Source organism: Acinetobacter sp. 1207_04 (assembly GCF_052850415.1).
The window spans coordinates 131,726-156,689 of the sequence record NZ_VXCQ01000006.1 but is presented as its reverse complement, the minus strand read 5'-3'; the positions used below and the strand labels follow the sequence as shown (position 1 = coordinate 156,689).

General features: G+C 38.3%; 20 protein-coding genes and 1 riboswitch. Of the genes, 9 read left to right on the top strand and 11 right to left on the bottom strand.

What is annotated here, in order from left to right:
• Positions 1 to 22 precede the first annotated feature (22 nt).
• Positions 23 to 1,750, bottom strand: coding sequence for a neutral/alkaline non-lysosomal ceramidase N-terminal domain-containing protein (locus FW754_RS07305; RefSeq protein ID WP_446324252.1), 1,728 nt, complete (start codon positions 1,748 to 1,750; stop codon positions 23 to 25).
• Between the two features lie 108 nt (positions 1,751 to 1,858).
• Between FW754_RS07305 and FW754_RS07300 the strand changes: the two genes are divergently transcribed.
• Entirely contained in the window at positions 1,859 to 2,908 is a 1,050-nt protein-coding gene (locus tag FW754_RS07300; protein WP_446324228.1) for an AraC family transcriptional regulator, read from the top strand.
• 216 nt (positions 2,909 to 3,124) lie between these two features.
• A complete protein-coding gene (locus FW754_RS07295) occupies positions 3,125 to 4,771 on the top strand; it encodes an acyl-CoA synthetase (protein ID WP_446324227.1) in 1,647 nt (548 codons plus the stop codon).
• Between the two features lie 171 nt (positions 4,772 to 4,942).
• On the opposite strand, the gene omp38 is transcribed toward FW754_RS07295, so the two are convergent.
• Positions 4,943 to 5,968 (bottom strand): outer membrane protein Omp38, encoded by a 1,026-nt coding sequence (gene omp38, locus FW754_RS07290; protein ID WP_446324226.1) that lies wholly within the window; start codon positions 5,966 to 5,968, stop codon positions 4,943 to 4,945.
• A 376-nt stretch (positions 5,969 to 6,344) separates the two neighbouring features.
• On the opposite strand from omp38, the gene FW754_RS07285 reads away from it, so the two are divergent.
• The 4 genes from FW754_RS07285 (at position 6,345) to FW754_RS07270 (ending at position 9,495) form a co-directional block, all read left to right on the top strand.
• Positions 6,345 to 6,881, top strand: coding sequence for a pilus assembly FimT family protein (locus FW754_RS07285; RefSeq protein ID WP_446324225.1), 537 nt, complete (start codon positions 6,345 to 6,347; stop codon positions 6,879 to 6,881).
• A 109-nt stretch (positions 6,882 to 6,990) separates the two neighbouring features.
• Positions 6,991 to 8,166, top strand: a complete 1,176-nt coding sequence (locus FW754_RS07280) for a thiolase family protein (protein ID WP_446324224.1) — start codon at positions 6,991 to 6,993, stop codon at positions 8,164 to 8,166.
• Positions 8,167 to 8,338: 172 nt separating this feature from the next.
• A complete protein-coding gene (locus FW754_RS07275; RefSeq protein WP_409510343.1) occupies positions 8,339 to 8,779 on the top strand; it encodes a VOC family protein in 441 nt (146 codons plus the stop codon).
• Positions 8,780 to 8,874: 95 nt separating this feature from the next.
• Positions 8,875 to 9,495: a rhomboid family intramembrane serine protease gene (locus tag FW754_RS07270; RefSeq protein WP_409510342.1), complete on the top strand. Its 621-nt coding sequence runs from the start codon at positions 8,875 to 8,877 to the stop codon at positions 9,493 to 9,495.
• A gap of 128 nt (positions 9,496 to 9,623) precedes the next feature.
• Here the strand turns inward: FW754_RS07270 and ygiD are convergent, their stop codons facing one another.
• From ygiD to FW754_RS07225, 9 genes are all read right to left on the bottom strand, one after another.
• The gene (ygiD, locus tag FW754_RS07265; RefSeq protein ID WP_446324223.1) at positions 9,624 to 10,478 is read right to left on the bottom strand and encodes a 4,5-DOPA-extradiol-dioxygenase; all 855 of its coding nucleotides are present in this window, start codon (positions 10,476 to 10,478) and stop codon (positions 9,624 to 9,626) included.
• 195 nt (positions 10,479 to 10,673) lie between these two features.
• Positions 10,674 to 11,660, bottom strand: a complete 987-nt coding sequence (locus FW754_RS07260) for a diaminopimelate dehydrogenase (RefSeq protein ID WP_446324222.1) — start codon at positions 11,658 to 11,660, stop codon at positions 10,674 to 10,676.
• 255 nt (positions 11,661 to 11,915) lie between these two features.
• On the bottom strand, positions 11,916 to 12,401 hold the full coding sequence (locus FW754_RS07255; RefSeq protein ID WP_446324221.1) for a DUF934 domain-containing protein: 486 nt from the start codon (positions 12,399 to 12,401) through the stop codon (positions 11,916 to 11,918).
• Positions 12,394 to 14,037 carry a nitrite/sulfite reductase gene (locus FW754_RS07250; protein WP_409510338.1) on the bottom strand — a complete coding sequence of 548 codons (1,644 nt, stop codon included), beginning with the start codon at positions 14,035 to 14,037 and terminating at the stop codon, positions 12,394 to 12,396. Before FW754_RS07250 ends, FW754_RS07255 begins: the two co-directional genes overlap by 8 nt.
• A gap of 425 nt (positions 14,038 to 14,462) precedes the next feature.
• Positions 14,463 to 16,862 (bottom strand): glucose/quinate/shikimate family membrane-bound PQQ-dependent dehydrogenase, encoded by a 2,400-nt coding sequence (locus FW754_RS07245; RefSeq protein ID WP_409510337.1) that lies wholly within the window; start codon positions 16,860 to 16,862, stop codon positions 14,463 to 14,465.
• A 165-nt stretch (positions 16,863 to 17,027) separates the two neighbouring features.
• Positions 17,028 to 18,305: a carbohydrate porin gene (locus FW754_RS07240; RefSeq protein ID WP_446324220.1), complete on the bottom strand. Its 1,278-nt coding sequence runs from the start codon at positions 18,303 to 18,305 to the stop codon at positions 17,028 to 17,030.
• Between the two features lie 161 nt (positions 18,306 to 18,466).
• Positions 18,467 to 18,979 carry a DUF1543 domain-containing protein gene (locus tag FW754_RS07235; protein WP_409510335.1) on the bottom strand — a complete coding sequence of 171 codons (513 nt, stop codon included), beginning with the start codon at positions 18,977 to 18,979 and terminating at the stop codon, positions 18,467 to 18,469.
• A 120-nt stretch (positions 18,980 to 19,099) separates the two neighbouring features.
• Positions 19,100 to 20,353 carry a tryptophan synthase subunit beta gene (trpB, locus tag FW754_RS07230; protein WP_409510334.1) on the bottom strand — a complete coding sequence of 418 codons (1,254 nt, stop codon included), beginning with the start codon at positions 20,351 to 20,353 and terminating at the stop codon, positions 19,100 to 19,102.
• The gene (locus FW754_RS07225) at positions 20,337 to 20,987 is read right to left on the bottom strand and encodes a phosphoribosylanthranilate isomerase (RefSeq protein WP_409510333.1); all 651 of its coding nucleotides are present in this window, start codon (positions 20,985 to 20,987) and stop codon (positions 20,337 to 20,339) included. Before FW754_RS07225 ends, trpB begins: the two co-directional genes overlap by 17 nt.
• A gap of 226 nt (positions 20,988 to 21,213) precedes the next feature.
• Positions 21,214 to 21,424: riboswitch (cobalamin riboswitch) on the top strand.
• Between the two features lie 35 nt (positions 21,425 to 21,459).
• Between FW754_RS07225 and FW754_RS07220 the strand changes: the two genes are divergently transcribed.
• The 3 genes from FW754_RS07220 (at position 21,460) to FW754_RS07210 (ending at position 24,958) form a co-directional block, all read left to right on the top strand.
• On the top strand, positions 21,460 to 23,334 hold the full coding sequence (locus FW754_RS07220) for a TonB-dependent receptor plug domain-containing protein (protein ID WP_446324219.1): 1,875 nt from the start codon (positions 21,460 to 21,462) through the stop codon (positions 23,332 to 23,334).
• A gap of 121 nt (positions 23,335 to 23,455) precedes the next feature.
• Positions 23,456 to 24,034 (top strand): cob(I)yrinic acid a,c-diamide adenosyltransferase, encoded by a 579-nt coding sequence (locus FW754_RS07215; RefSeq protein ID WP_409510331.1) that lies wholly within the window; start codon positions 23,456 to 23,458, stop codon positions 24,032 to 24,034.
• A gap of 201 nt (positions 24,035 to 24,235) precedes the next feature.
• Positions 24,236 to 24,958 (top strand): glycerophosphodiester phosphodiesterase, encoded by a 723-nt coding sequence (locus FW754_RS07210; RefSeq protein WP_446324218.1) that lies wholly within the window; start codon positions 24,236 to 24,238, stop codon positions 24,956 to 24,958.
• The last annotated feature ends 6 nt before the right edge of the window (positions 24,959 to 24,964 follow it).

The following is a 24,964-nucleotide window of genomic DNA, read 5'->3' as shown; positions in this document are numbered from 1 at the left end:
GCTTTGCTTATTCATCTTGATATCAATTTTGAGTGACGGCTGTTTTAGAATTACCCCGATTGGTGCGTAAGTCTAATTCAGCTTTGATTACGTCTTTTGGGCGAGTGACTGCATCATAGTGCCGTTGCTCTTGAGGTATATTAAATTGCTGAGCAAGTTGTTGATAAACTGTCTGAAATGCTGCATGTGTCCATTGACCATATAAAGTATGACCACCCTCATAGGCTTGTTGCTGATATTCCTCATACGTCGTGATATAGCCCATATAATCATTACAATACGATGCCAACCAAACCTGATCTACCGAAGTCGATAATTGGTGTTTCACTGTTTGTACTAAACGAGCACCTGCCACTGTAGTAATTTCACCCGCACAACAAATCAGACTAAGTCGCCCAATTTTTATTATTTGTAAAGGAATAACCTGTGGAACCAATAAACTTTCTTTAATTGCTCCTGCTTTATATTGACGATTCATCTCAGCAATTACAGGATCAAAAATACTTGGAACAACATCCAAAGATTTCCCTAAAAGCCGATGATCACCTGCTTCAATCACAATATTTTTCACCCCTTGCGATGCATACAGCGCTTTGTGCTTTTCATATTCAGCAGAGGTTGTATTTTTTAAACGCTTTATACGCAATGCTTTAGAAGCAAGATGCATGATATAAATAATCGCTTTTGGCGCACCCAAACCATCCACTGGTGTTCCTGCAAAAAAAGGGACACCGTGACACGGCTGACTCGTTTTCTGCCCCAATTGTCCAAATGCAAACTCAGATGAAATTTCAACATTAGCCAAATCGCTATACATTAGGATTGCATCAATACCTCCCTCAATAAGTTGTGTATTTTCAACATTTAGAGCTTGAAGGGCTTGTTCTGCCTGATATTGTCCATTTTTCTGGGCATATAAATATTCTTGCTCGCCTTTAATTTTTTGACGAATTTTTAACTGATTTTTACCATGAAAATGTGGGGATACATCCCCCGCTGTCGCCTGTGCAAAAATAGCTATAGCATCATCAGATTGAGTCAATTGCAGTAATTGCTGTTCTGCAAATGCAGCGGCATAACCTTTATTGTCACCATCGTGGGCATTTAAGGTATTACCTAAACAAGTCGCATGCACACCAAAGAACGAAATGAACGATTGTAATTTTCCTTGCCGATAAAACCCGAGTAATTGCATTTCACGTTGAATAGCTAAATGGGTTTGCTGCTCAGTTTTTTGTTCAACATCTGTATTTCGGTTATATGCCTGCAATGAACGATTCCATGCCACAGGAGTTTCAGGCAAAAATGCCGTAGATGTCATACGAATTTCAGTATCTTGTGCAGATGCAATCGCTTGAACAACACTCTCAACAATCGAATTCACTATCGCTTGTAAATACTCAGGAACAAATCCTGGTGTTGGCATATTATATAAAGCCTCAAAACCGCAACCACCGGGTGCTGAATGTGTATGTGTTGCCATCAAAGCGAAATAGCTCTCTTGAAATGCTGTTCCCAATTGTTGTTGTAATTGCTGCACTACCCCTTGACGCATCGCATAAGTAATGCAGCCCAAATCTACACAACACAATAATAAACGCTGCCCAGATGCATCTTGAATACTAAAACTTCGTGCATAAAGTGCGGTTCTTTTTGTTGTTGCACGATGCGTCCACATACCATAACCAAACATTGCATAACCTGTTGGCTCAATTTTTATTTCTTGTTTATTCCAACCCACATGATACATAGACCATCCCTGATATTTTAAACCCATAAATCCTGATTGAAAGTTAAGCAGATTTATGCAATATACAATAGGGGAAACTATCATAAAAATAGGGGGCAAATCGGACACATGCCATATCATCATCTACATAGAAATCAAACACATTTCATGCCTCCTACACTCATTTCAGGCTTAATTCATTATGCTGAACAACATCAACTCGATTATTCTTCATGGTTTGATGGGCTAGATATTCATCTTAATCAACTTCGCCAAGGTGAAGGTTTCCTTGATTTCCAAACCATCAGTCACATCATTCAACGTGCGGTAGAGCACCATGACCCCAAATTACCTCTAGGTTTACTGATTGGTAGTAATGAAGCATTAATTTCAATGGGAATTTTAGGCTTTACCATGCGCTCATGTAGAAATATTGAAGAGGCATTAAACCTTGGCCTGCATTACCATCCTATTTCAGGAAGCGCACTCGATTTACACGTTCAAATTAACCATCAAATTTTAGAACTGACTGTTACCGAACGACAGCCCAATGCTTTTCTTCTGCCTTTTTTCTGTGATGAAGTGCTTGCAAGTATTACCACTTTTTTAAAAAGCATGATTGGGGAGCACAAGAGTTTACTGAGCATTGAGTTAAGTTATGCAGCCCCTGAGAATATTTCGCTTTATCAAGATATTTTTAACTGTCCGATCAGCTTCAATGCAGCTCGAAACTGTATTCGTTTTGATGCCAATATTCTAAGTCATCCCTTAAATAGTCACAGCCCTGCAAACTATATGGCAGCGATTCAAATTTGCGAGCAAACTTATGCTTCTTTTCAAAAGATGAATCAAGCTGATTACCATCAAAAAATTTATCATCTCATTGAACAACATTTACCTGAACGCTTAAATATGGAGCACATTGCACAACTTTTTAAGATCAGCGAACGACAACTACGCCGAATTCTACTGATTGAAGGTCTAAATTTTCAGAGTATTCGTCAAGAGGTTTTACAAGATAAAGCAATGCAATTAATGAATAAAAACTGCTCTATTACTGACATTAGTACGCAATTGGGTTTTAGTGAACTACGTGAATTTAGACGGGCATTTAAAAAATGGACGGGAGAAGCACCATTAAATTATAAAAAAACTAAACTGCTTAGTTCAGTTTTTTAAACCATGATCAATCGACATCATTAACCAACTTATTAAATACAAATAATAACCATAAATATCATAAACTTAAAATATAAAACCTGATATTTTATTACACATAAAATCTCTCATTATTTCAACATAAAAGATACACCCGACTAAAGAATAAATGCATTCGCATCAAAGAATGCATATCTTTTAAACATGGAAATACAATAAATATAGATGGAGTTGAACATGGTTAGTGCTTACGATGAATTACCTCGCACGGCAGCAAATTTTGTTGCATTATCGCCTTTGCGTTATTTAGAACGTGCTGCATACATTTATCCATATCAGGATGCGATTATTCATGGTGAGCGCCGTATTTCATGGCGCGATACTTATACGCGCTGTCGCCAATTTGCAGATCAATTGCAAAAATTGGGGATTGGTAAAAATGATACTGTTTCAGTTTTATTGCCCAATATTCCAGCCATGATTGAAGCACATTTTGCTGTACCCATGGCAGGTGCAGTACTCAATACACTCAACACTCGCCTTGATGCAAAAACGCTTGCATTTATGATTGAGCATGCAGAATCTAAAGTTTTGCTGGTCGATCCTGAATTTGCAGCGGTAGCTCAAGAAGCACTAGCTCTAGTTTCACAAGAAATTTTCGTGATTGATGTTGTTGATGTTGAATATGAAAATCATGCAACAGCAATCAGCATTGGTCAGATTCAATATGAAGATTGGCTCCAAGCAGGTGATGAAAATTTTGAATGGAAGTTGCCTAATGATGAATGGGATGCGATTAGCCTGAACTACACATCAGGTACAACGGGTAATCCAAAAGGCGTGGTCTATCACCATCGTGGTGCGTATATTAATGCTGCAAGTAATATTATTGCCTGTGGAATGACCCCACGCTGTAAATATCTATGGACACTCCCACTCTTCCATTGTAATGGTTGGTGTTTTGCTTGGACAATTGCTGCGAATGGCGGTACCAATATTTGCTTACGAAAAGTCGATCCTATACTTGTTTATCAATTGATTGATCAACACAAAGTTGATTATTTCTGCGGTGCACCTATTGTACTTTCTATGCTGATCAACACACCAAAAGCACAACAAATTAAATTTAATCATCGTGTAGAAGTAATGGTTGCGGGTGCAGCACCTCCTGCGGCAATTATTGAAGGCATGCATCATATTGGTGTACAAGTGAATCATGTTTATGGCTTAACTGAAACCTATGGTCCATCTGCACTTTGTGCTTCACAAGCAGGTTGGAGTGAGCTTTCCATTCAAGAGCAAGCCCAATTGCACTCACGTCAGGGTGTCCCATATCCGCTACAAGATGGTATGCGTGTACTTGATCCTGAAACCATGCAACCCGTTCCCAATGATGGCACAACCATGGGAGAAATCATGTTCCGTGGTAACATTGTAATGAAAGGTTATTTAAAAAATACCCAAGCCACTGAAGATGCCTTTAAAGGTGGATGGTTTCATACAGGTGATCTTGCTGTTTGCCAACCTGATGGCTATGCAAAAATCATGGATCGCTCAAAAGATATTATTATTTCAGGTGGTGAAAATATTTCATCCCTTGAAGTCGAAGAAGTACTTTATACCCATCCTGCCATTATGACTGCTGCTGTAGTTGCAAAACCTGATCCACGTTGGCAAGAAGTTCCATGTGCTTTTATTGAACTTAAACAAGGTGCTGAAACTACACCTGAAGATGTAATTGAGTTTTGTAAGCAACACTTAGCACGATTCAAAGTACCTAAAGATGTAGTAATTGGGGATATTCCAAAAACATCAACAGGTAAATTACAAAAATTTATTTTACGAGAATGGGCAAAAGAACGCTCAGTAGGTGAATTTAGCTAAGATTCCCCTCTTCATTTGATTCAATAAAGAAGTCAGTCACTTGAGAGTGGCTTTTTTATTGACTTTATATCGCGTACAAATAACTTAATTTTTTTTCTATTTTCTAAAAATCAAGCAAAAAAAAGCGACTCATTTGAGTCGCTTTTTTTCAATCATTAATCATCGAAATGATTATTGACCTACAGTACGGCTACCAGAAATCGTCGCGAATACACGACGGTTCATAGCACGACCTTCTTTAGTTTTGTTGTCAGCAATCGGTTGATCCCAAGCGAAACCTTGAGTAGACAAACGAGAAGCATCAACGTTGTATTCATTTACAAGTGCAGATTTAACAGAGTTAGCACGAGCTAAAGATAAACGTTCGTTTAACTTACGTGGACCAGTGTTATCTGTATGACCTTCAATACGAGCAGTCGCATTCGGGAATTCAGCTAATTTTTCAGCTACTTTCGCAACTTCTGGTTTGTATTGATCTTTGATGTTTGATTTATTTGTATCAAAGAACACACGAAGTTCCATGTTCAAATCTTCAACAACTGGCTCAGCTGGAGCAACAGGCATTGGAGCTGGTTCAACTGGAGCAACTTCTACTACAGGAGCAGCAGGCTTCAAATGACCACCAAGAACTACGTTAAGACCAGCTAAAGCTGTATAGTTCCAGAATTGCTCATCAAAGTTATAAGTACCACGAGCTTCTGTACGAAGAGAAAGAACGTCGTTCAAACGCCAGAATACACCCGCACCAGCATTACCAAGAGTACCTTCTTCACTGCTACGATTAGCAACGTCATCGATATCATATTTATAATGACCAGCACCTAATAATACATAAGGTTTAATTTTGCTGTCATAGTTTTTAGTGATCAAATCAGAAGTAGCATAGAAGTTACCATTGATTTGAGTTTGCTTGTATTCTGAACCAGCTACGCCAGTACCATCAACATCGCCTTTCACTTGATTATATTCAGCCTCAAAGCCTAACCATGGCGTAAGTTCAACACCAAGTGCAGCACCAACGAATAGATCGTCTTGCAATTCTTGACCAGGAGTCAAACTACCTTTATCACCATTGTTGTTGTGTTGAGAATCTTGGAATGTATAACCAACCATTAATGGGGTTACAGTTACGCCAGCATTAGCAGCAGCTAAAGGTGCAGCAACAAGCATAGCAAGTGCGATACGACTCAATTTCATGGATATCCTCCAGAGATAACAATTGTTGTTCAAGCTCAGCCTAAATATTTCGGCTTCCTGAGATAAGCTTTCTATATACCCCAGTATTATTTTTAAGCTACTCACGTTGAATCATACAAACACTTAGTGAATTTTCCAAGTGCTTGATAACTTTAATCAAGCAAATTATTGACAAAATTACTTACAATTTCCGTTGTAATTCGGTAATTTTTTACTCAATTTTATAACGAGTATAGCTTAGTCTTCCTAATCGCTGTATTTTAACAGCAATCGAAAGCGATAGTAATAAATATTTTATTATGAAAGCCTTCGATAACAAATATAAATTAAAAAGCAAATTAGTTAAAGAACTATAAAAAATAAATTGGATAAAAACATGTACTTATATTATAAACAACGTGCGTTTACGTTGATTGAGCTTGTCATCACTATTGCTGTACTGTGCATTATTGCGACGTTTGCACTGCCAATGTATCACAAATTACAAGAAAACTTAGAGCTAAATAGAGTACCTGCACTCGTCCGCCAACAAGTCGCTTTAGCTAAGACTCAAGCTTCTACTCATCACAATACAGTTGTAATGTGCTCATCTGAACACATGGAAAAGTGTGAAATCAACCAATGGCACAACGGAATAATTATTTTCTCAGACATTAATAACAATAAAGCACTTGACAATAATGAAATAATTTATTACGCGATAAAAACTGAAATTCGTTATGGTACTTTTCGCTTTATCAACAATGCCACCAATACTAAAAATACCCTCACCTTCCAAGGTGATACAGGTCTACCACGTGGTGCAGCGGGCGGATTCCACTATTGTAGTTTTAATGATAAACAGCAATATAAATACTATCCAGTGAGTCCAATGGGTCACGTTCGTATTGATAAATCTGATAAATGCAATTAGAACCCATGGGTTCACTTTCTCGATTTAGTTCAGACTTTTATCCTGAGTAAATTGCAATATACTGCTAGCGTTTAAAATGGAAACAACAACACATTAGGAGAGACAAATCATGACTGACATCGTCATTGTTAATGGTGCCCGTACAGCAATGGGTGGATTCCAAGGTAGCCTTACAAGTGTCACAGCACCACAACTCGGCTCTGTAACCATTAAAGAAGCTGTTGCTCGTGCGGGATTACAACCTAATGATGTACAAGAAGTCATTATGGGTTGTGTCCTTCCTGCAGGCTTAAAACAAGGTCCAGCACGCCAAGCAATGCGTCAAGCGGGCTTACCTGACTCAATAGGTGCTGTAACCATTAACAAATTATGCGGTTCAGGTATGAAAGCCGTCATGCAAGCGGCTGATGCGATCAAAGCTGGTTCAGCAGATGTAATTGTTGCTGGTGGCATGGAGTCGATGACCAATACACCATATATCTTGCCAAAAGCACGTTCAGGTTATCGTATGGGACATGGCGAAGTGAAAGACCATATGTTCTTTGATGGACTAGAAGATGCTGAAACAGGTCGTCTTATGGGCTCTTTTGCACAAGATATGGCAAATACCCGTGGCTATACACGTGAGCAAATGGACGAATTTGCTATTCGTTCTTTACAACGTGCTCAAAAAGCGATTACCGAAGGTTATTTTGCAGATGAAATCGTTTCTGTAACCGTATCAGGTCGTAAAGGTGATGTGGTTATTGATAAAGATGAACAACCTTTCAATGCCAATATTGAAAAAATTCCAACCTTACGCCCTGCTTTTGCCAAAGACGGTACGATTACCGCTGCCAATGCAAGTTCAATTTCAGATGGTGCATCTGCATTGGTACTTACAACAGCCGATCATGCTGCAATTAAAAGTTTAAAACCATTGGCAAAAATTGTGGCCTACGCATCAAATTCTCAGCATCCATCAGAATTTACTATTGCACCTGTGGGCGCAATTGAAAAAGTTTTGAAAAAAACAGGTTGGGATGCACAAGAAGTTGACCTTTGGGAAATCAATGAAGCCTTTGCAATGGTGACTATGGCAGCAATGGATGAGTTCAAACTTGATGCTGAAAAAGTCAACATTAATGGTGGCGCATGTGCGCTTGGTCATCCAGTTGGTTCTACAGGATCACGTATTATTTTGACACTGATCCATGCATTAAAACGTACAGGTGGTAAGAAAGGTATTGCAGCGCTGTGCATCGGTGGTGGTGAAGCTACTGCAGTAGCGATTGAAATTCTTTAATTTATTTTTAAATTAAAACTGCTATAAAAAATCCCTCGCCCATTGAGGGATTTTTTATATTTATAATTTTTATATTCTTATTTCCCATTCACATTTAAATACATAAGATTCATCTTTTTTTAAGATTTATTCTGCTAAATTAAATGCCTCAAAACAATAAACAAGGCTTACCATGCAACTTAATCATTATCTCAATTTCCAAGGTGAAACCGAAGCTGCCTTTCTTTTTTATCAATCCGTTTTTGGAGGTGAGTTTTCTTTTCTCAAACGTTATTCAGAACTACCTGATGTACAAGTTTCTGAACATGAGCAAGATTATCTCTTACATATTTCACTACCCATTAATGAATTTACCGTATTGATGGGTTCTGATACCACTGAACAGTTTTGTGCACAAAGCCATCCCTCTTTCAGCAAAGGTAATAATCACTATATTTCAATCAACTTAGAGGCACATGAGGTCGAAGAAGCTAGACGTTTATTTCAAAAACTATCCGTAAACGGTCAAATTGAAATGGCTTTAGCAGAAACATTTTGGGGAGCTTTATATGGAGCATTCACCGATCAATTTGGCATTAAATGGATGGTCAATTGCCAACTTAACGCTGAATAAACTGGCATTTTCAATATAATTTTGACTAACCACAGCCTATGGACTGTGCAAAATATCGGTTATAGTGTAAAGAAAATAACTCTCTTGCGACAAAAATGATTACAGGCTTAAGTCACACATTACTGATTATTTTAATTACGATTCTCACCTCCATTGCGGCATGGCAACATCGTAATATTATGAATCGACTGATTTTTAATATATCAGCCATTAAACATGGACAATATGACCGCTTTCTCACACATGGATTCATTCATAATGACGGCGTTCATCTTTTCTTTAATATGTTTACGTTGTATTTCTTTGGGCGACATGTAGAGTGGTTTTTTAGAGACTATTTACATGGCATGGGCTTTGTCCTTTTTTATTGTAGTGCAATTATTATTGCGGCAATTCCTGGTTATTTACACAATAGAAATTTCAATGCTTACCGTAGCTTAGGGGCATCTGGTGCAGTCAATGCAGTTTTGTTTAGTGCAATTCTATTCGACCCATGGAGCATGATTTACCTCTTTTTCATTCCAATACCAGCGATTGTTTTCGGTACCATTTATCTTTGTTATAGTTTTTATGCGCTTCGTACAGGACATTCACCTTCAATTGAACATCGTGCTCATATTACGGGTGCGGCTTATGGTTTTTTAGTCCCGTTATTATTTGAGCCCACACTCGGTACAATGTTCTTCTATAAATTTATTGATACACCCTTATTTTAAAAATAAACGTCCTTTTAAAAACTCGTAATGTTAAATAGAAGTTAAATATTGCATATAAAAAGGTGAACTTTAACATTCACCTTTTTATTCACTTAGACATTTTAGAATTCAATATTTTCAGATCATCATCAATTTTGATCTAAACGGAATGAAGTCATTGTAATTGAGCCGCCGACAGCCTGCGTATTAAAAAGACTTAACTCATCTTTATCTTCTTGCAATGCAAGTGCATAAATCATTGGATAATAATGATCAGGTGTTGGAATGGCTAAATGAAACGCTTGCCCTTGCTTATCCCAATTAATCAATGATTGATGGTCATGTTCTAAAAGAAATTTCTGCATTTTCGCATCGGCTTCTAAAACCCAATCAAAACCATAATAATCATTCATTTGACCGCGCGGAATCAACCTTAAATTATGGACGAGATTACCACTTGCCACAATTAACACACCCTTACGGCGTAATTGGGAAAGTTGTTTGGCTAAATCATAGTGATATTGCGCACCTTGACTATAATCAATACTCAGTTGAACAACGGGAATGGTTGCTTGTGGAAACACATGACAAAGCACGCTCCATGTTCCATGGTCTAAGCCCCATTCGTGGTCTTGATGAATTTGAATACTTTTTACTTCATCAATGGTTGCATCCACTAAAGATTTATTTCCTGGCGCAGGATACTGCACATCAAAAAGTGCTTGTGGAAAGCCACCAAAATCATGAATGGTTTTCGGCATTTGCATTGCAGTGACAGCCGTCCCACCTTGCGTCAACCAATGTGCAGAAATACATAGAATTGCTGTAGGCTGCGTTTTCAATTCGGCACCGATACTATTCCAAGTGCGTGTAAATTCATTGGTTTGTATTGCATTCATTGGCGAACCATGTCCGAGAAACATCACGGGCATAACATCCGTATTCGGCAAGGTTGCATTCCAACCTTTGAGTAGCGAAAGATCACCTGTGCTTTGATTCAACATTGCATTCACCATAAATTATTTTTATTAATTATGCAGAGATTCATGCTGTAGAAGTAGGCAGTTTTACAACATAGAACATTGCAAATTTAGAACGCCGAGGACTAAAAAAAATTGTAGTGATTAACTTTTTCAAATATTTTTCAATAAAAAAGCCGAATTTTCATTCGGCATTCTACTCAGTTTTCAATAATGGTCTTAAAGTAATTCTTTGCGTAATTGTTCTGGGCTTTTCATCGACAATAAACCTGGCGCAACATCAAATGCTGTTTTCGCACCATACTGTTGCATTTGGTTCAAGCGATAACATGCTCGTGCATACGCAACCAATACGCTCGCAGTAAATTCAGGATTACTCTCCAATTTTAATGAAAACTCAACCACTTGATTCTGTTCATCACTCGTATTACCACTACGAATCACAAAACCACCATGTGGCATTTTTTGATGGTTTTGTTTCAATGTCGCTCCATCAATAAAATTCACAGTCGTGTCGTAATCTGCAAAATAATCTGGCATGGTTACAATCGCTTGTTCGACTATTTTTGCATCCGCACCATCTTCAAGTACCACATAACATTCACGTTGATGTTTTTCTTTAGTCGTTAAAGTTGGACGCATACCACTACGTACTTTTTCAATCGCATCTTTCGATGGAATCGTATATTGTACGCCTGCTTTCACGCCATCTATACGACGGATTGCATCTGAATGCCCTTGGCTTAAGCCTTTCCCCCAAAAGGTATACGTTTCCCCGTCAGGTAATAAGGCTTCACCAAATAAACGGTTAATTGAGAACATCCCTGGATCCCAACCAATTGAAATCATCGCTGTTTTTTTATTAGCAATCGCAGGTGCATCTACCGCAGCAAAATATTCAGGAATACGGGCATGCGTATCAAAGCTATCTACTGTATTGAACTGACTCGCTAGAATCGGACCTTGTTGTGGCAAATCATCTTTAGAGCCCCCACATAAAATTAAAACATCAATTTCATCTTGGAAATCACTTAATGAATCTATAGCATAAACTTGCGTTTCCACAAAACATGGAGAAACCATTTTTGGTTCACGACGGCTAAAAATACCGACTAATTGTAAATCTGGATTTTTTTGAATCGCAGTTTCAACACCACGCCCAAGATTGCCATAACCAGCAATACCAATACGAATAGAATTTTGCATAAAAATGATGTCACTTAGTAAATAAAAAGACTAAAAATAAAAAGTGAATGCCGAACCTTTTTAAATCAGGTATGAACTTTTATTTTGAATATTCCAAAAACAATAAACCTATTGCCTTAAACTTAGGTAACCCCATATTACATGAGCACGCACCAAAATGGAGCATCATCAACTATATAAAAAATATCTAAATCTTTATTCAACACCACAAAATAAAAAGCCTGCATTATGCAGGCTTTTAGTGATCAAACAGAATTAAGCACCTGTTTGATAACTTGCTTTATCAACAGCAGTAGATGCTTGGTACGGATTTTTAAAATCATTCAAACCTGCAGCAGCCTCTTGAATATCTTTACCTTCTTTAATTACGAAAGTATCAAAACCTGAGCGCTTCATATAATTCAAAACATCTTTAAAAACATCGCCCGTTGCACGAAGCTCGCCTTTGTAGCCTTGACGGCGTAACAATGCAGCAAACGAGTAACCACGACCATCATTAAAGCCTGCAAATTCAATAAAGATTGCATCAAGCTGATCCAACGGAAATGCATTGGTTTCAGGTGAAGCATCTACAGTAATATAGAGTGCTTTTTTACCTGAAATATTGCCAATTTGATCTAACTGCTCAACAGTTAAAACCACATCACCTTGCGGTAATACACCATCTTCACCAATCACTTGATAAGTATTGTCTGCAATTGAGCCATCTTTAGAGAGGACTTGAAGTGCTGTATTAAGCATATGCGCGCTCCTTAAATGGTTGAATGCCGACACGGCGGTAAGTTTCGATAAACTCTTCGCCTTCTGCACGTAAATCTAAATAGGTATTTAAAATTTCTTCAACAATATCAGGTACAACGTCTGCTGCAAATGATGGACCGAGAATATCACCAATCGATGCATCGTGATCCGCATTACCGCCAAGTGTAATTTGATAAAATTCTGCGCCTTTTTTATCTACGCCTAAAATACCAATATTACCCACATGGTGATGACCACAGGCATTCATACAACCCGAAATATTAAGATCAAGTTTACCTAAGTTATAAATGGTATCTAAGTCATCAAAACGGCGTGAAATCGCTTCTGAAATTGGAATTGATTTTGCATTTGCCAATGAACAGAAATCACCACCCGGACAACAAATAATATCGGTAATAAAACCAATATGCGCACGAGCTAAGTTATTTTGATCAAGGATTTGCCACAATTCGAACAAATCTTTTTGTGGTACATCGACCAAAGAAATGTTTTGTTCGTGTGTAGTACGTAATTCACCGAAAGTATATTTATCTGCAAGATCTGCAATCAAATTCATTTCTTCAGTGGTCATATCACCCGGTGCAACACCTGTACGTTTCAATGAAATCGTCACAATACGATAACCTGCAACTTTGTGGGCATTGGTGTTGATGTTAAACCACTGTTTGAATTTTGGATGTTCTGCAAACTGTGCAGTAAAATCTTCATCTACATAATTTTGATAATCAAACGGTGTAAATTCTTCGTCTAATTTTTCCAAAATTTCAGGCTGAATTTTCAAAGTTTTAATGGTTTCAGCAAATTCAGCTTCAACTTTTTCAGCAAAGACAGCAGGCGTCAGAGCTTTAACTAAAATTTTGATACGTGCTTTATATTTATTATCACGGCGACCATGCAAGTTATACACACGCAATACCGCTTCTAAATAGGCAATTAAATCTTCACGTGGCAAGAAGTCACGTATGAAGCTACCAATAATTGGAGTACGACCTAAGCCACCACCCACTTTGATTTTATAGCCCATCTCGCCTGTTTCATTACGTACGATATAGACACCGATGTCATGAAATGCAGTTGCAGCACGATCTGTTTCTTCTAAAGCAGATACTGCAATTTTAAATTTACGTGGTAAAAATGCAAACTCAGGATGGAAAGTTGACCATTGGCGAATCAATTCGCAGGTTGCACGTGGATCAGCAATTTCACCCGCTACGACACCCGCATATTGATCCGTTGTGGTATTACGAATACAGTTTCCTGAGGTTTGAATAGCATGCATTTGAACCGTTGCAAGCTCAGCCAACATATCAGGGACGTTTTCTAGCGCAGGCCAGTTAAACTGAATATTCTGACGTGTTGATACGTGTGCATAGCCACGGTCATATTCTTTTGCAAGCTCTGCGACTTTGCGCAACTGATTTGAGTTCATCAAACCATAAGGAACTGCAATACGAAGCATCGGTGCATAACGTTGCACATAAAGTCCATTTTGTAAACGTAAAGGGCGATACTCGTCTTCTGTGAGTTTACCCGCTAAATAACGTTCCGTTTGATCACGGAATTGGGCAACACGTTCATTGATCAGTTGTTGATCGAAATCAGTATATAAATACATGGCGTACAGCTAGTAGATTCATTATAACGATGCACAATATAACGAGATTTCATCTATCAATAAAATGTTTTTTTTCCATACTTTATAACGGTTTTATTGATAAGCATTCATCAAAGACTTGATTAGCAACACTTTCATCTTAAATTGTCATTTTATACAGATCATTGATGTTTTTATTCATTACTTATGATTTTTTATGATAAGTATTTTTAAAGAAATACGCCCGATATGTCCCTTGTTTATTCTGCATCTAAAATTTGAGGTGACCTTTACTTACAATGCTATTATCTTTTTAGATATCAGGTTCTGTCTTGTCTGCATTATACGCATTACTGTTATTTTCAAAAAAAAACTCTACAATTGTAAATAAAAAAACAAAAAGCCTGACGAGTCAGACTTTTTGGATATATCACTAAAGAGAATTATTATTTGTCAGGCAATGCATAAGCAACGATAGAATCACCCATTTTGGTACCAAATGAACCATGACCACCAGCCATGATTACAACGTATTGTTTACCATTGCTTTCATACGTCATTGGTGTTGCTTGTCCACCTGCTGGTAGACGACCTTTCCAAAGTTCATCACCATTAGTGACATTGATCGCACGAATGTAATCATCTTGAGTTGCACCTACGAACATCACATTACCCGCAGTTGAAATTGAACCACCCAACATTGGTACACCCATTTTAAATGGTGGTAATGGAATACCTGGCATACTATCTCGAATTGTACCAATACGACGTTTCCAAGCAACATCATGCGTTTTTAAATCGACACCAGCAACATAACCCCATGCAGGTTGTTTACATGGCAAACCAAATGGTGAAAGAAACGCACTAATTTCAACGCCGTAAGGCACGCCATACATTGGTTGAACACCAGCCTCTGTACCTGCACCTTTGGCCGTTTTTTCACGATTTGGATCTTGTGGAATCAGTTTCGAAACAAATGGTAAGCCAATTGGATTCATTACAGCAATTTGACGGTCAGGATTGAGTGACATCCCCCCCCATTCAAATACACCTAAGTTACCTGGAAAAACGAGAGTTCCATTTTCAGAAGGTGGCGTATAAATTCCATCATAATTTAATTTATGGAACGAAACACGACACATCAACTGATCAAACATGGTTGCACCCCACATTTGTTTATCGGTTAAATTATCTTTAGGCGCAAGGTTGAAGTCAGAGAATGGTTGAGTTTTAGCATACCACTCACCTTTGGTTTGTGGACCACGTTTCACTGTTTGTGGTACAGGACGTTCATTGATAGGAATAATTGCTTTACCCGTACGACGGTCTAGAACAAAAACATTTCCTGTTTTAGTCAATACATAAATTGCAGGAACAGTTTGCCCTGTTTTATCTTTAATATCGGCTAAAGTAGGTTGCGCAGGTACATCCATATCCCACAAATCGTGGTGTGTTGTTTGGAAATTCCAAATCAATTGACCCGTAGTTGCATTAATTGCAAGCATAGAATTTGCATAACGTTCATGTAATTCCGTACGGTTTCCGCCCCAAATATCAGGCGTACCAACACCAGTAGGCACATAAACAATATCTAGTTTTGCATCATAAGCCAACGGTGCCCAAGCATTCGGTGAGTTTTGAACATATTTTTGACCTGGAGCAGGGATCTGATTTGGATTCTCTGCACCCGTATCAAAAACCCAAAGAAGCTCACCTGTATTTACGTCATAACCACGAATCACACCAGAAGGTTCTTCAGTTGAGAAGTTATCTGTAGTCGAACCACCAATAATAATGGTTGTACCAGTGACAACAGGAGGAGATGTTGGGATATAACCACCTGGATAAGGGAATGGCATATCTTTTTGTAAATCAACTTCACCATTATGACCGAAGTCAGAACAGGCTTTACCAGTTTCAGCATTAACTGCAACAATACGGCCATCATTGACAGGTAAAATGACTTTTTTAGGGCATTCTGTAGAAGATGATTTTTTAGCTTGTAAACTTGTAGCAAAGCCAACCGTATTATTTGCATCGTAGTAAGAAACACCACGACACGTTAAATGTTGGAAAGTATTATCAGATTTAAGTTTTGGATCATATACCCATTTCTCTTTACCTGTTGTTGGGTCAAGAGAAACCAACCGTTGGTGAGTGGTACACAAGTAAACATTGTTTCCAACTTTAATTGGTGTGACCTGATTGGTGGTTTCGCCTGAATCATTCTCAGTTTTAAACTCGCCCGTATGATATTCCCAAGCAACTTTCAAATCTTTGACATTCGTTTCATTAATTTGAGTGAGTGGTGAATAACGTAAACCTGATTGAGTGCGACCATAAGCAGGCCAATCGCCATCAGCAATACCCTCAATCGAAGCAGGAGTCGGTTGTTTCGTGGTTAAAGTGCCACGGATTTCTTGCGGATCATTAAAAACTGAATAGACCATCACTGCAATGGTGATTGCCAATGTACTTGTTAATGCAATTTTTGCACTTTTAGTTTCACGGAATCCACGAGTAACCGCAGGAATTAATAAGAATAAACCAAATACGCCCAATATATCTAATCGTGGTGCGAGTGCAAAAAAGTCTGAACCAACTTCCCACAATCCCCATACGACTGTACCTAGAACAAGTGCAGAATATACAATCAGTGCTGAACTTTTTAATTTATGCAATAAAACTGCTGTAACAATGAAGAGTAAACCTGCAATGATGTAGTACCAAGACCCACCAAGCACTGCAAGATAAATCCCTCCAAGCAGAAGTACTAAACCAATGATTACAGCAATAATTGCTGCAATGGTTCTCAGTACTGAGCCTGCCGAAGATGGAGTATTCATAATGACCACCTATTTTTAAGACTTATAAAAGCCCATATTGAGACAACTCAACTATGGACACCTTTTATAATTTTTAGATAACAGATATCTGACCGATCTAACTTAAAGATCATCATTTGACATAAAAGATAGAGCGACCAAACTCAAATACCTGCCATCTAAAAATTAGAATGCTGTTTGAAATTTAATGCCGCCAACCCATGTATTTTCGCCATTTTTATAAGCGCCAACATGGCGAATATATTGAATATTTGGACGAACTGTTAACCAGTTTGTCGCATGAATGCCATAATAAATTTCGGCATCGTATTCTTCACTTTGTAAACCACGTGCATCAATAGTGTTGTTAACACGATTTGCATCATTGACATCATCATTCATGCTAATACGTGCAAAGCCCATTGCAATTTCATCTTTCGGGCGAGCATCAAATGCGCCTTTATAGACCAAGCCAACGTTTTGCATATCACTAACTGCATTGGTCTTTGAATCATGCAACGTTAAATTTATAAAGCCAGTTAATCCACGAGAAGTATCACCATGATGTGCAGTAAGTTGTTGTTTCACAACGACCCATCCACCTTGTTTGTGATCAGTTTCATTTGAGTTTTTAATTACGTCAGCATCTGCGGTACTGTAGTAATATCCTAGACGATACTCACCAGAGAGGTTTTTATTCCCTATTTTCGGCTGCCAAACCACTTCAGCTGGAATAATTGCGCCTTTTGAACCATCGGTACTGAGATTCCAACCTTTTCCACGCTCAAGATTTTCAGGGTTATATTCATAAACACCAACTTGAGCATAAACTTCAGGGTTAATATTATATTTCACACGAGCAGCCCATTGACTCACAGGCCAGTTGTACCATTGATCACCAACCCAGTTACCAACTTGTGAACCACACAGAGCTAAATTTTGGAAATCACAATCAAAGCTATTAAAATCCTCGCCTTCACCAAAACGTCCAACTTTGACATCTAACTTTTGATCGAGAAATTGCTTCTTGATCCAAAAATCAGTTAAACGCCAAGTTTGTTCACGTCCCCAAACTTCTTGTGATGAACTTAAATGACCATTAAGTGCATCTGAGGTTTGAGAAAGCGAACGACCATTACGTTCAGTCACGGTAATTTGTGCTTCGGTGTCCTTCCAACCAAGGACTTTTTCTAAATCGATATGCGTACCAATCGCAAATTGGTCAGCGTATTCAGTACCATGGCTTGAATGCTCTTTCGAATCCAATAGCGTTGCCAACTCCCCAGTATAGCCAAAGTTAAAATCATAACCTTTTTGCTTCAATGCGGTACGTTGGCCATTCCAATCACCCAGCATCCATGGACTTTCTGGGCTAAATGCATCAGTAGCATGGCTAAGAGAAGCACCTAAAATGAAGCTTCCCAAAGCACAACAAACTGATTTAGAGATAAATGAGTAATACATGGCTATGTATCAACCTTAATATTTTTATGTGTCTTAGATGTAGCTTACGCCTATTTTTTGTAAATTAATGTTTGAAATTTATACACACATCCCAAGTTATTGTAATTTAGTTCTTAATAAATATTTTTAATTTGTAAAAAGCAACTCGACTTAAGTATAAATTAATCAACACATACGTAAGTATTTTCCCATTGATTGGGAAAAAATTGACCTTCAAGCAGTCTAATGTAGCGCCCGCCAATGCAATCAATGGGTAAACAATCATCTACCTCTAGTACACGATCTGTATGTTGTTTTTGCCAATGCATTGCAAAGTACGCTTTACCTCGTTGTTTTGCTAAATCTGAACTTGGAGCAACAATCAAAATATAACGATGCAATTCACCAAATTCACGAGCATCATAGCCTCCTAAATTAATCAGCCAAAGTTTTTCATCATGTAAATTTGGCTGTGTATCTGCAAATTGGATTTGATAATGTCTTCCTTCACCTTGTACAGCATTGATTTGCATCCATGCATCAATATGTAAACCTTTCTTTTCACCAAACCATACATTTTTTAATTGAGGGTAGGTCTCTTGTAAGGTATCACCGATTGCGAAAACCACATCATGCACTTCTGTATTTGCTCGTGCATGACGACCACCGAGCATAACCATAAATAAGTTGGACATTTTCAATCCTTAAAAATAAAAATCCCCCTTTTTAAAGGGGGGACTTAGAGTAACTCATTTTAAAATCCACTCTTTAGAAACAATATTCCTCACATTTATAAAAGGGGGAATATTGAATCCTTACATATCAACCATTTCTACGCCATCAATACGCGCAACGGTCATCAAATCTTTATCTCCACGACCTGAAACAGTCGCAATAATAATTTGATCTTTCGACATCGTAGGTGCAAGTTTCGTCACGTATGCCATTGCATGTGAGCTTTCAAGCGCAGGAATAATTCCCTCAATATGTGTTAAATCACGGAAACCTTGTAACGCTTCATTGTCATTGATTGGTACATATTCCACACGATGCATATCTTTTAAGAAACTGTGTTCAGGACCAACACCAGGATAATCCAACCCTGCTGAAATTGAGTGCGTTTCAATGATCTGACCCTGTTCATCAGACATCAAATAAGTACGGTTACCATGAAGTACGCCAACATGACCTGCATTTAATGGTGCAGAATGTTTACCCGTTTCGATGCCATAGCCAGCCGCTTCAACACCATACATTTTCACATCTTGATCATTTAAGAATGGATAGAACAAGCCCATCGCATTTGAACCACCACCCACACATGCTACAAGGGCATCAGGTAAGCGACCTGCTTGCTCTTGAATTTGTTTACGTGCTTCACGACCAATAATCGATTGGAAATCACGAACTAATTGTGGGTATGGATGTGGACCTGCCACTGTACCAATCACATAATACGTCGAATCTACGTTTGTTACCCAATCACGCATTGCTTCATTCATGGCATCTTTTAACGTTTTAGAGCCACTTTCTACAGGTACAACCGTCGCACCAAGTAAACGCATACGGTACACATTCATGGCTTGACGTTTTACATCTTCTGCACCCATGAACACGACACATTCAAGACCTAAACGTGCTGCAATTGTTGCCGTAGCAACACCATGTTGACCTGCACCTGTTTCGGCAATAATACGTTTTTTACCTGAAAGCTTAGCCAACAACGCCTGACCAATGGTGTTATTCACTTTGTGAGAACCTGTATGATTTAGGTCTTCACGTTTCAAATAAATTTGTGCACCACCTAACTCTTTTGACCATCGCTCTGCATGATATAGCGGACTTGGACGTCCAACGTAATACGCCAAATCACGGTCGAACTCTGCCAAAAACTGTGCATCATCTTTCATACGGAAATAGAGTTTTTCTAAATCCTCAAGTGCTGCCATTAAAGTTTCTGATACAAAACGTCCACCATGGATACCAAAATGCCCGTTTTTGTCAGGAAATTGGGTATAGTCAATCACTTGATCTTGTAAATTATCTTGTTGATTACTTTGCTGATCCACGTTGGACTCCTTGCATAAAGCGTTCTATGAGTTGTTGGTCTTTTATACCTTTGCTTGATTCTACCCCACCACTTACGTCTACGGCATAAGCACCTGTGGTATGAATCGCATCTTCAACATTTTCAGGTGTTAAACCACCTGCCAAAATTAAAGGAATATCGAGTTTTGGGAACTGTGTCCAATCAAAACGATGCCCTGTGCCACCTTTGAGCTCAGGATGCCATGCGTCTAGTAACATAGCACTCGCACCTACTTGTTGATATTGCTGAATCGTTTCGATCATTTCAGCACTAGTCACATCAGGTTTAACCTGAATCGCTTTATACCAACGTCGCCTAACGTGATTGGCAATCTGCTGACATTGTTCAGGGCTTTCATCACCGTGAAACTGTAATATGTCTAGATGTACATCTTTCAGAATTTCGGCAATTTCATCTGCCGTCGCATTGACGAACAAACCCACCACTTGCACATAAGTAGGAACTGCCTGTACCAATGCAATTGCTTCGGCTTTATTGACACTACGTGGGCTCGGTGGAAAAAATACAAAACCAATGGCATCTGCGCCTGCATCGACCACCGCTTTTATATCTTGTACTCGAGTAATACCACAAATTTTGGCACGGGTACGCATATTCAACGCTCTGATTTTATGGGTTACATCGCCATATAGAGAATATCAAGGCGAACCATTGTAATCCAATTTTTTAAACTTGCGTGTAGTTCAGTCTGATTATTATTCTAGAGCAATCAATTTTATTGTGTATTTTTCTGTAGATGGAATCCAGCTTTAAGAACAAACTTATGGTTTCTATCATCTGATCGAAAGGACATTGTTTAAATGTTCCGCAAACTTTATACTTCGCCCACTTACAGCAAGCGAAGCTTTTTAGCTTTAGGGAAGTTGGTGGAAATCCGACACTGCCCCCGCAACGGTAAAATGAACCGCATATCGTTATAAGTCATAAGATTTACACCACTGCAATTTTTTTGTGGGAAGGTGGATATGTCAATATTGCAATGCAATATTTATATTTAAGTCCGGATACCCGCCTGTTGTGCCCATCCACCAATCATTCACGGGGAGTGAATGTATGGAGCATATCATGTCTATTCTTTTTAAACCTACCGCACTTGTAGGTGCTATTGCGATTGCAATGGGATTTTCTACTACTATTTCTGCTGAATCTTCTGTAAATAGCTCAGCCAAATTACAACCTATTGTAATTACAGCGACGCGCTCAGAAGAAAAAATTGAAAATATTCCTGCACGCATTTCAATTATTGAACCTCATATTTTAGATCAATCGCCAATTGCCGAATTACCTCACTTGCTCATGAGCGATGCATCAATTGATATGATGCAATATGGCGGTTATGGTCAAACGGCATCAATTTTCACCCGTGGCACAAATTCAACGCATACCCTTGTCCTACGTGATGGCGTACGTCTCAATACTGGTTCAGCAGGTTCAGCTTCACTTGCCTTTATTGATACCACGGACATCAAACAAATTGAAGTCCTTAAAGGCCCTGCATCTGTATTGTATGGTACAGATGCAATTGGTGGTGTTGTTCAGCTAGTGTCAAAAACACCTGAAAAAACAGGTGCATTTGTTACAGGTGAAATTGGCGAACACAATACTTATAAATCGGTTATTGGTGCTGACCTTGCTGAAAATGGTGTATATGCCCAAATTCGTGGACAACGTCTTGAATCAGATGGTACACAAGTTACCGATTTTAAAGACAGTAATGTCAAAGCAGGCGCTTATGATCAAAAAGGCGTAAGTGCAAAATTCGGTATTGATAAAAAACGCTATGCAGCTTCTGTTGACTATTCAGAAAACCAAGGTACTGCAACTTATGTTGATGGTATCAATGATGCAAATTGGAATCTGATTGGTCTTAAAAATGTTTCACAAGATTTTAAAAATGAAGTGATAAATCTTAAAGGTCGTATCAATGTCAATGATAGCCTTTCAGTGAATGCTCGTTTGTCACAATTTAAAGATGACTTAGAGCAAAATGACTCAAATGATTCAATTTTCAACACTACTAAAGAAGCTGAGTTGACTGCTAGATGGCAATTTACGCCAACACAAAATATCTTAGCAGGTGTCGCAACCAAAAATATTGAATCTGATGTTGTGTCAGGAAGTGGTTTTTATGGTGTAGATTACGACAAAGAAGTCGAAAGTACGGGTTACTTTGTTCAACATCAATATCAGACTGAAAAACTTCATACACAATTGGGTCTTCGTGTCGAAGATCATGAAACCTTTGGTACACATACTGTAGGTCAAGCTGCTGCTCGCTATCAAGTTTTACCTTCTACTAGCGTCTATACCAATATTGGTACAGCATTCCGTGCGCCAACCAATAACGATTTATATGCTTTAAGTTGGGGGGGTAATCCTGATCTCAAAGCTGAAGAAAGCATGTCGTATGAAATTGGTTTAGATCAAAAAATTACGGATAATTTAAAAGCAGGAATTTCGGCTTATCGTAATGAAGTCGATGATTTGATTACTTATGTAACTGATCCTGTCACTTACGAAGGTCGTTTATATAATGTTAAAAAAGCTACTTTTACAGGTGGTGAGTTCAATTTAGATTGGGCAAATGACGATTTATTTGCCAACTTGTCTTATGCTTATGTACAACCAAAAGACAAAGAAACAGATAAAGATCTCGCACGTCGTTCACGTCAAAGTTTGACATTTACGACAGGAATTCAAAATGACGTATATGGCATCAGTACATCTGTATCGGCAAAGTCTAAACCGAAAAATAGCAGTGTTTCAGGCTATGCAACAGTTGATGTGAATGCTTTTTGGAATGTAAATCCAAATGTTAAACTTTTCACAAATATTCAAAACATTGGCGATGTCGAATACAAAACCACATCGTATAGCAATGGTTACTACTATGTGAATGGTGGTCGTCTTGCATCGGCAGGTGTGACATTTAAGTATTAAGATAAATGCTAAGATTTTAAAGCACAATCTAAGTACATAAAATTTGAGGATAATGTCATGTACATGGCATTATCCTTTTTTGTCTCTAGACAAATAAATTAGCAATTTAAGGAAAAACATTATGGGTCACCGTTTAAGTAAAATTTATACTCGTACAGGCGATTCAGGAACGACTGGTTTGGGCGACGGCTCACGCGTAGCTAAAGATGATTTACGCATTGATGCTTTAGGCGATGTCGATGAACTGAATTCTATTGTCGGTGTATTGCGTTCCCAAATTGCGGTGAGTGCCATTGCAGATAAAGCACCTTGGGATAAATCACTGAGCCTGATTCAACATTGGTTATTCGATTTAGGCGGTGAAGTGTGTATTCCCAATTATCATTTATTACAATCAGTTGCGATTGACTATTTGGAAAACGAAATTGACAAAATGAATGAAGATTTACCCATGTTGAAAGAATTCATTTTGCCATCAGGAACATTAGTGTGTAGCTATACACATCAAGCACGTTCTGTATGTCGTCGCGCAGAACGTAGCTTAATGACAGTACACAGTCGTGATCAAAATATTCAAGCTACAGCTTTGCAATTACTCAATCGTTTATCTGATTGGTTCTTTGTGGCATCTCGTGCATTACAACGTGCGGAAGGTGGTAGCGAAGTGCTTTGGCAAAAAAATATTAATGAGACGATTTGATCTAATTTTGCTTAAATATACAATAAAAGTTCCCTCTCCTCTTAGGCGAGGGCTAGGGCTAGGGAGGGATCTTCTCCCCTTTATACTCTTGCGGAGCAAATAGTACTCGATACTTTTTAAAATTCATTTAACGTTTCAATACAATATACAGTTATGTTCAACTTATACTTTTAGTTTGAAAAAAAGCAAATAGAGTTCATTATGAAAATCATCGGACATCGTGGTGCGCGCGGAGAAGCACCTGAAAACACACTCGGTGGATTTCAATATATCCATGACTTAGGCATCCGTGCAGTCGAATTTGATGTACGGCAACTCAAAGATGATGCGTTAATTGTTATGCACGATGACAACTTCCTCAGAACCACTGGCATAGATCAAAAACTCTACCAACTAGATAGCACTCAACTCGAAGCTTACAATCAAGCCAATATTTGGATGGATTGGGAAAAGCAAGTAACACCAACCTTACGCCAAAGCTTAAACATCATGCATGACTTTGATCATCTTGAAGTCGAAGTCAAAGCAGTAGATACTCAAGTACAAGCTGAAAAATTAATTGCCGAATTACAACAACAACTCAGAGGCTTTGAGCATACAGCCGTAATCACCAGTTTTGACCTTAAAATTCATCATGCATTAATCCTTCAAAACACCCATTTTAAACATGGCTTACTCATAGAAAATGACATTGGCGAAAAAGCCATTGAACAAGCTATAGAATTACAATGTTGTCAAATCGGTTGGATGAATCAGTTGGCAACAGATGAGATAATCAAAACAACACAAAAAGCAGGTTTAGCGGTCAGTGTATGGACAGTGAATGATATTGAACGAGCCAAACATTTACGTAACCTAAAAATTGATGGGCTGATCACTGACTTTCCGAAAATGATGCAAATAGCGTTAGAACAAATCAAATAAATACTT

Excerpts from the sequence above, each read along its gene's own strand:
- FW754_RS07305 (WP_446324252.1), bottom strand. The coding sequence starts at position 1,750 with ATGTATCATGTGGGTTGGAATAAACAAGAAATAAAAATTGAGCCAACA.
- FW754_RS07300 (WP_446324228.1), top strand. The coding sequence starts at position 1,859 with ATGCCATATCATCATCTACATAGAAATCAAACACATTTCATGCCTCCT.
- FW754_RS07295 (WP_446324227.1), top strand. The coding sequence starts at position 3,125 with ATGGTTAGTGCTTACGATGAATTACCTCGCACGGCAGCAAATTTTGTT.
- omp38 (WP_446324226.1), bottom strand. The coding sequence starts at position 5,968 with ATGAAATTGAGTCGTATCGCACTTGCTATGCTTGTTGCTGCACCTTTA.
- FW754_RS07285 (WP_446324225.1), top strand. The coding sequence starts at position 6,345 with ATGTACTTATATTATAAACAACGTGCGTTTACGTTGATTGAGCTTGTC.
- FW754_RS07280 (WP_446324224.1), top strand. The coding sequence starts at position 6,991 with ATGACTGACATCGTCATTGTTAATGGTGCCCGTACAGCAATGGGTGGA.
- FW754_RS07275 (WP_409510343.1), top strand. The coding sequence starts at position 8,339 with ATGCAACTTAATCATTATCTCAATTTCCAAGGTGAAACCGAAGCTGCC.
- FW754_RS07270 (WP_409510342.1), top strand. The coding sequence starts at position 8,875 with ATGATTACAGGCTTAAGTCACACATTACTGATTATTTTAATTACGATT.
- ygiD (WP_446324223.1), bottom strand. The coding sequence starts at position 10,478 with ATGTTGAATCAAAGCACAGGTGATCTTTCGCTACTCAAAGGTTGGAAT.
- FW754_RS07260 (WP_446324222.1), bottom strand. The coding sequence starts at position 11,660 with ATGCAAAATTCTATTCGTATTGGTATTGCTGGTTATGGCAATCTTGGG.
- FW754_RS07255 (WP_446324221.1), bottom strand. The coding sequence starts at position 12,401 with ATGCTTAATACAGCACTTCAAGTCCTCTCTAAAGATGGCTCAATTGCA.
- FW754_RS07250 (WP_409510338.1), bottom strand. The coding sequence starts at position 14,037 with ATGTATTTATATACTGATTTCGATCAACAACTGATCAATGAACGTGTT.
- FW754_RS07245 (WP_409510337.1), bottom strand. The coding sequence starts at position 16,862 with ATGAATACTCCATCTTCGGCAGGCTCAGTACTGAGAACCATTGCAGCA.
- FW754_RS07240 (WP_446324220.1), bottom strand. The coding sequence starts at position 18,305 with ATGTATTACTCATTTATCTCTAAATCAGTTTGTTGTGCTTTGGGAAGC.
- FW754_RS07235 (WP_409510335.1), bottom strand. The coding sequence starts at position 18,979 with ATGTCCAACTTATTTATGGTTATGCTCGGTGGTCGTCATGCACGAGCA.
- FW754_RS07225 (WP_409510333.1), bottom strand. The coding sequence starts at position 20,987 with ATGCGTACCCGTGCCAAAATTTGTGGTATTACTCGAGTACAAGATATA.
- FW754_RS07220 (WP_446324219.1), top strand. The coding sequence starts at position 21,460 with ATGTCTATTCTTTTTAAACCTACCGCACTTGTAGGTGCTATTGCGATT.
- FW754_RS07215 (WP_409510331.1), top strand. The coding sequence starts at position 23,456 with ATGGGTCACCGTTTAAGTAAAATTTATACTCGTACAGGCGATTCAGGA.
- FW754_RS07210 (WP_446324218.1), top strand. The coding sequence starts at position 24,236 with ATGAAAATCATCGGACATCGTGGTGCGCGCGGAGAAGCACCTGAAAAC.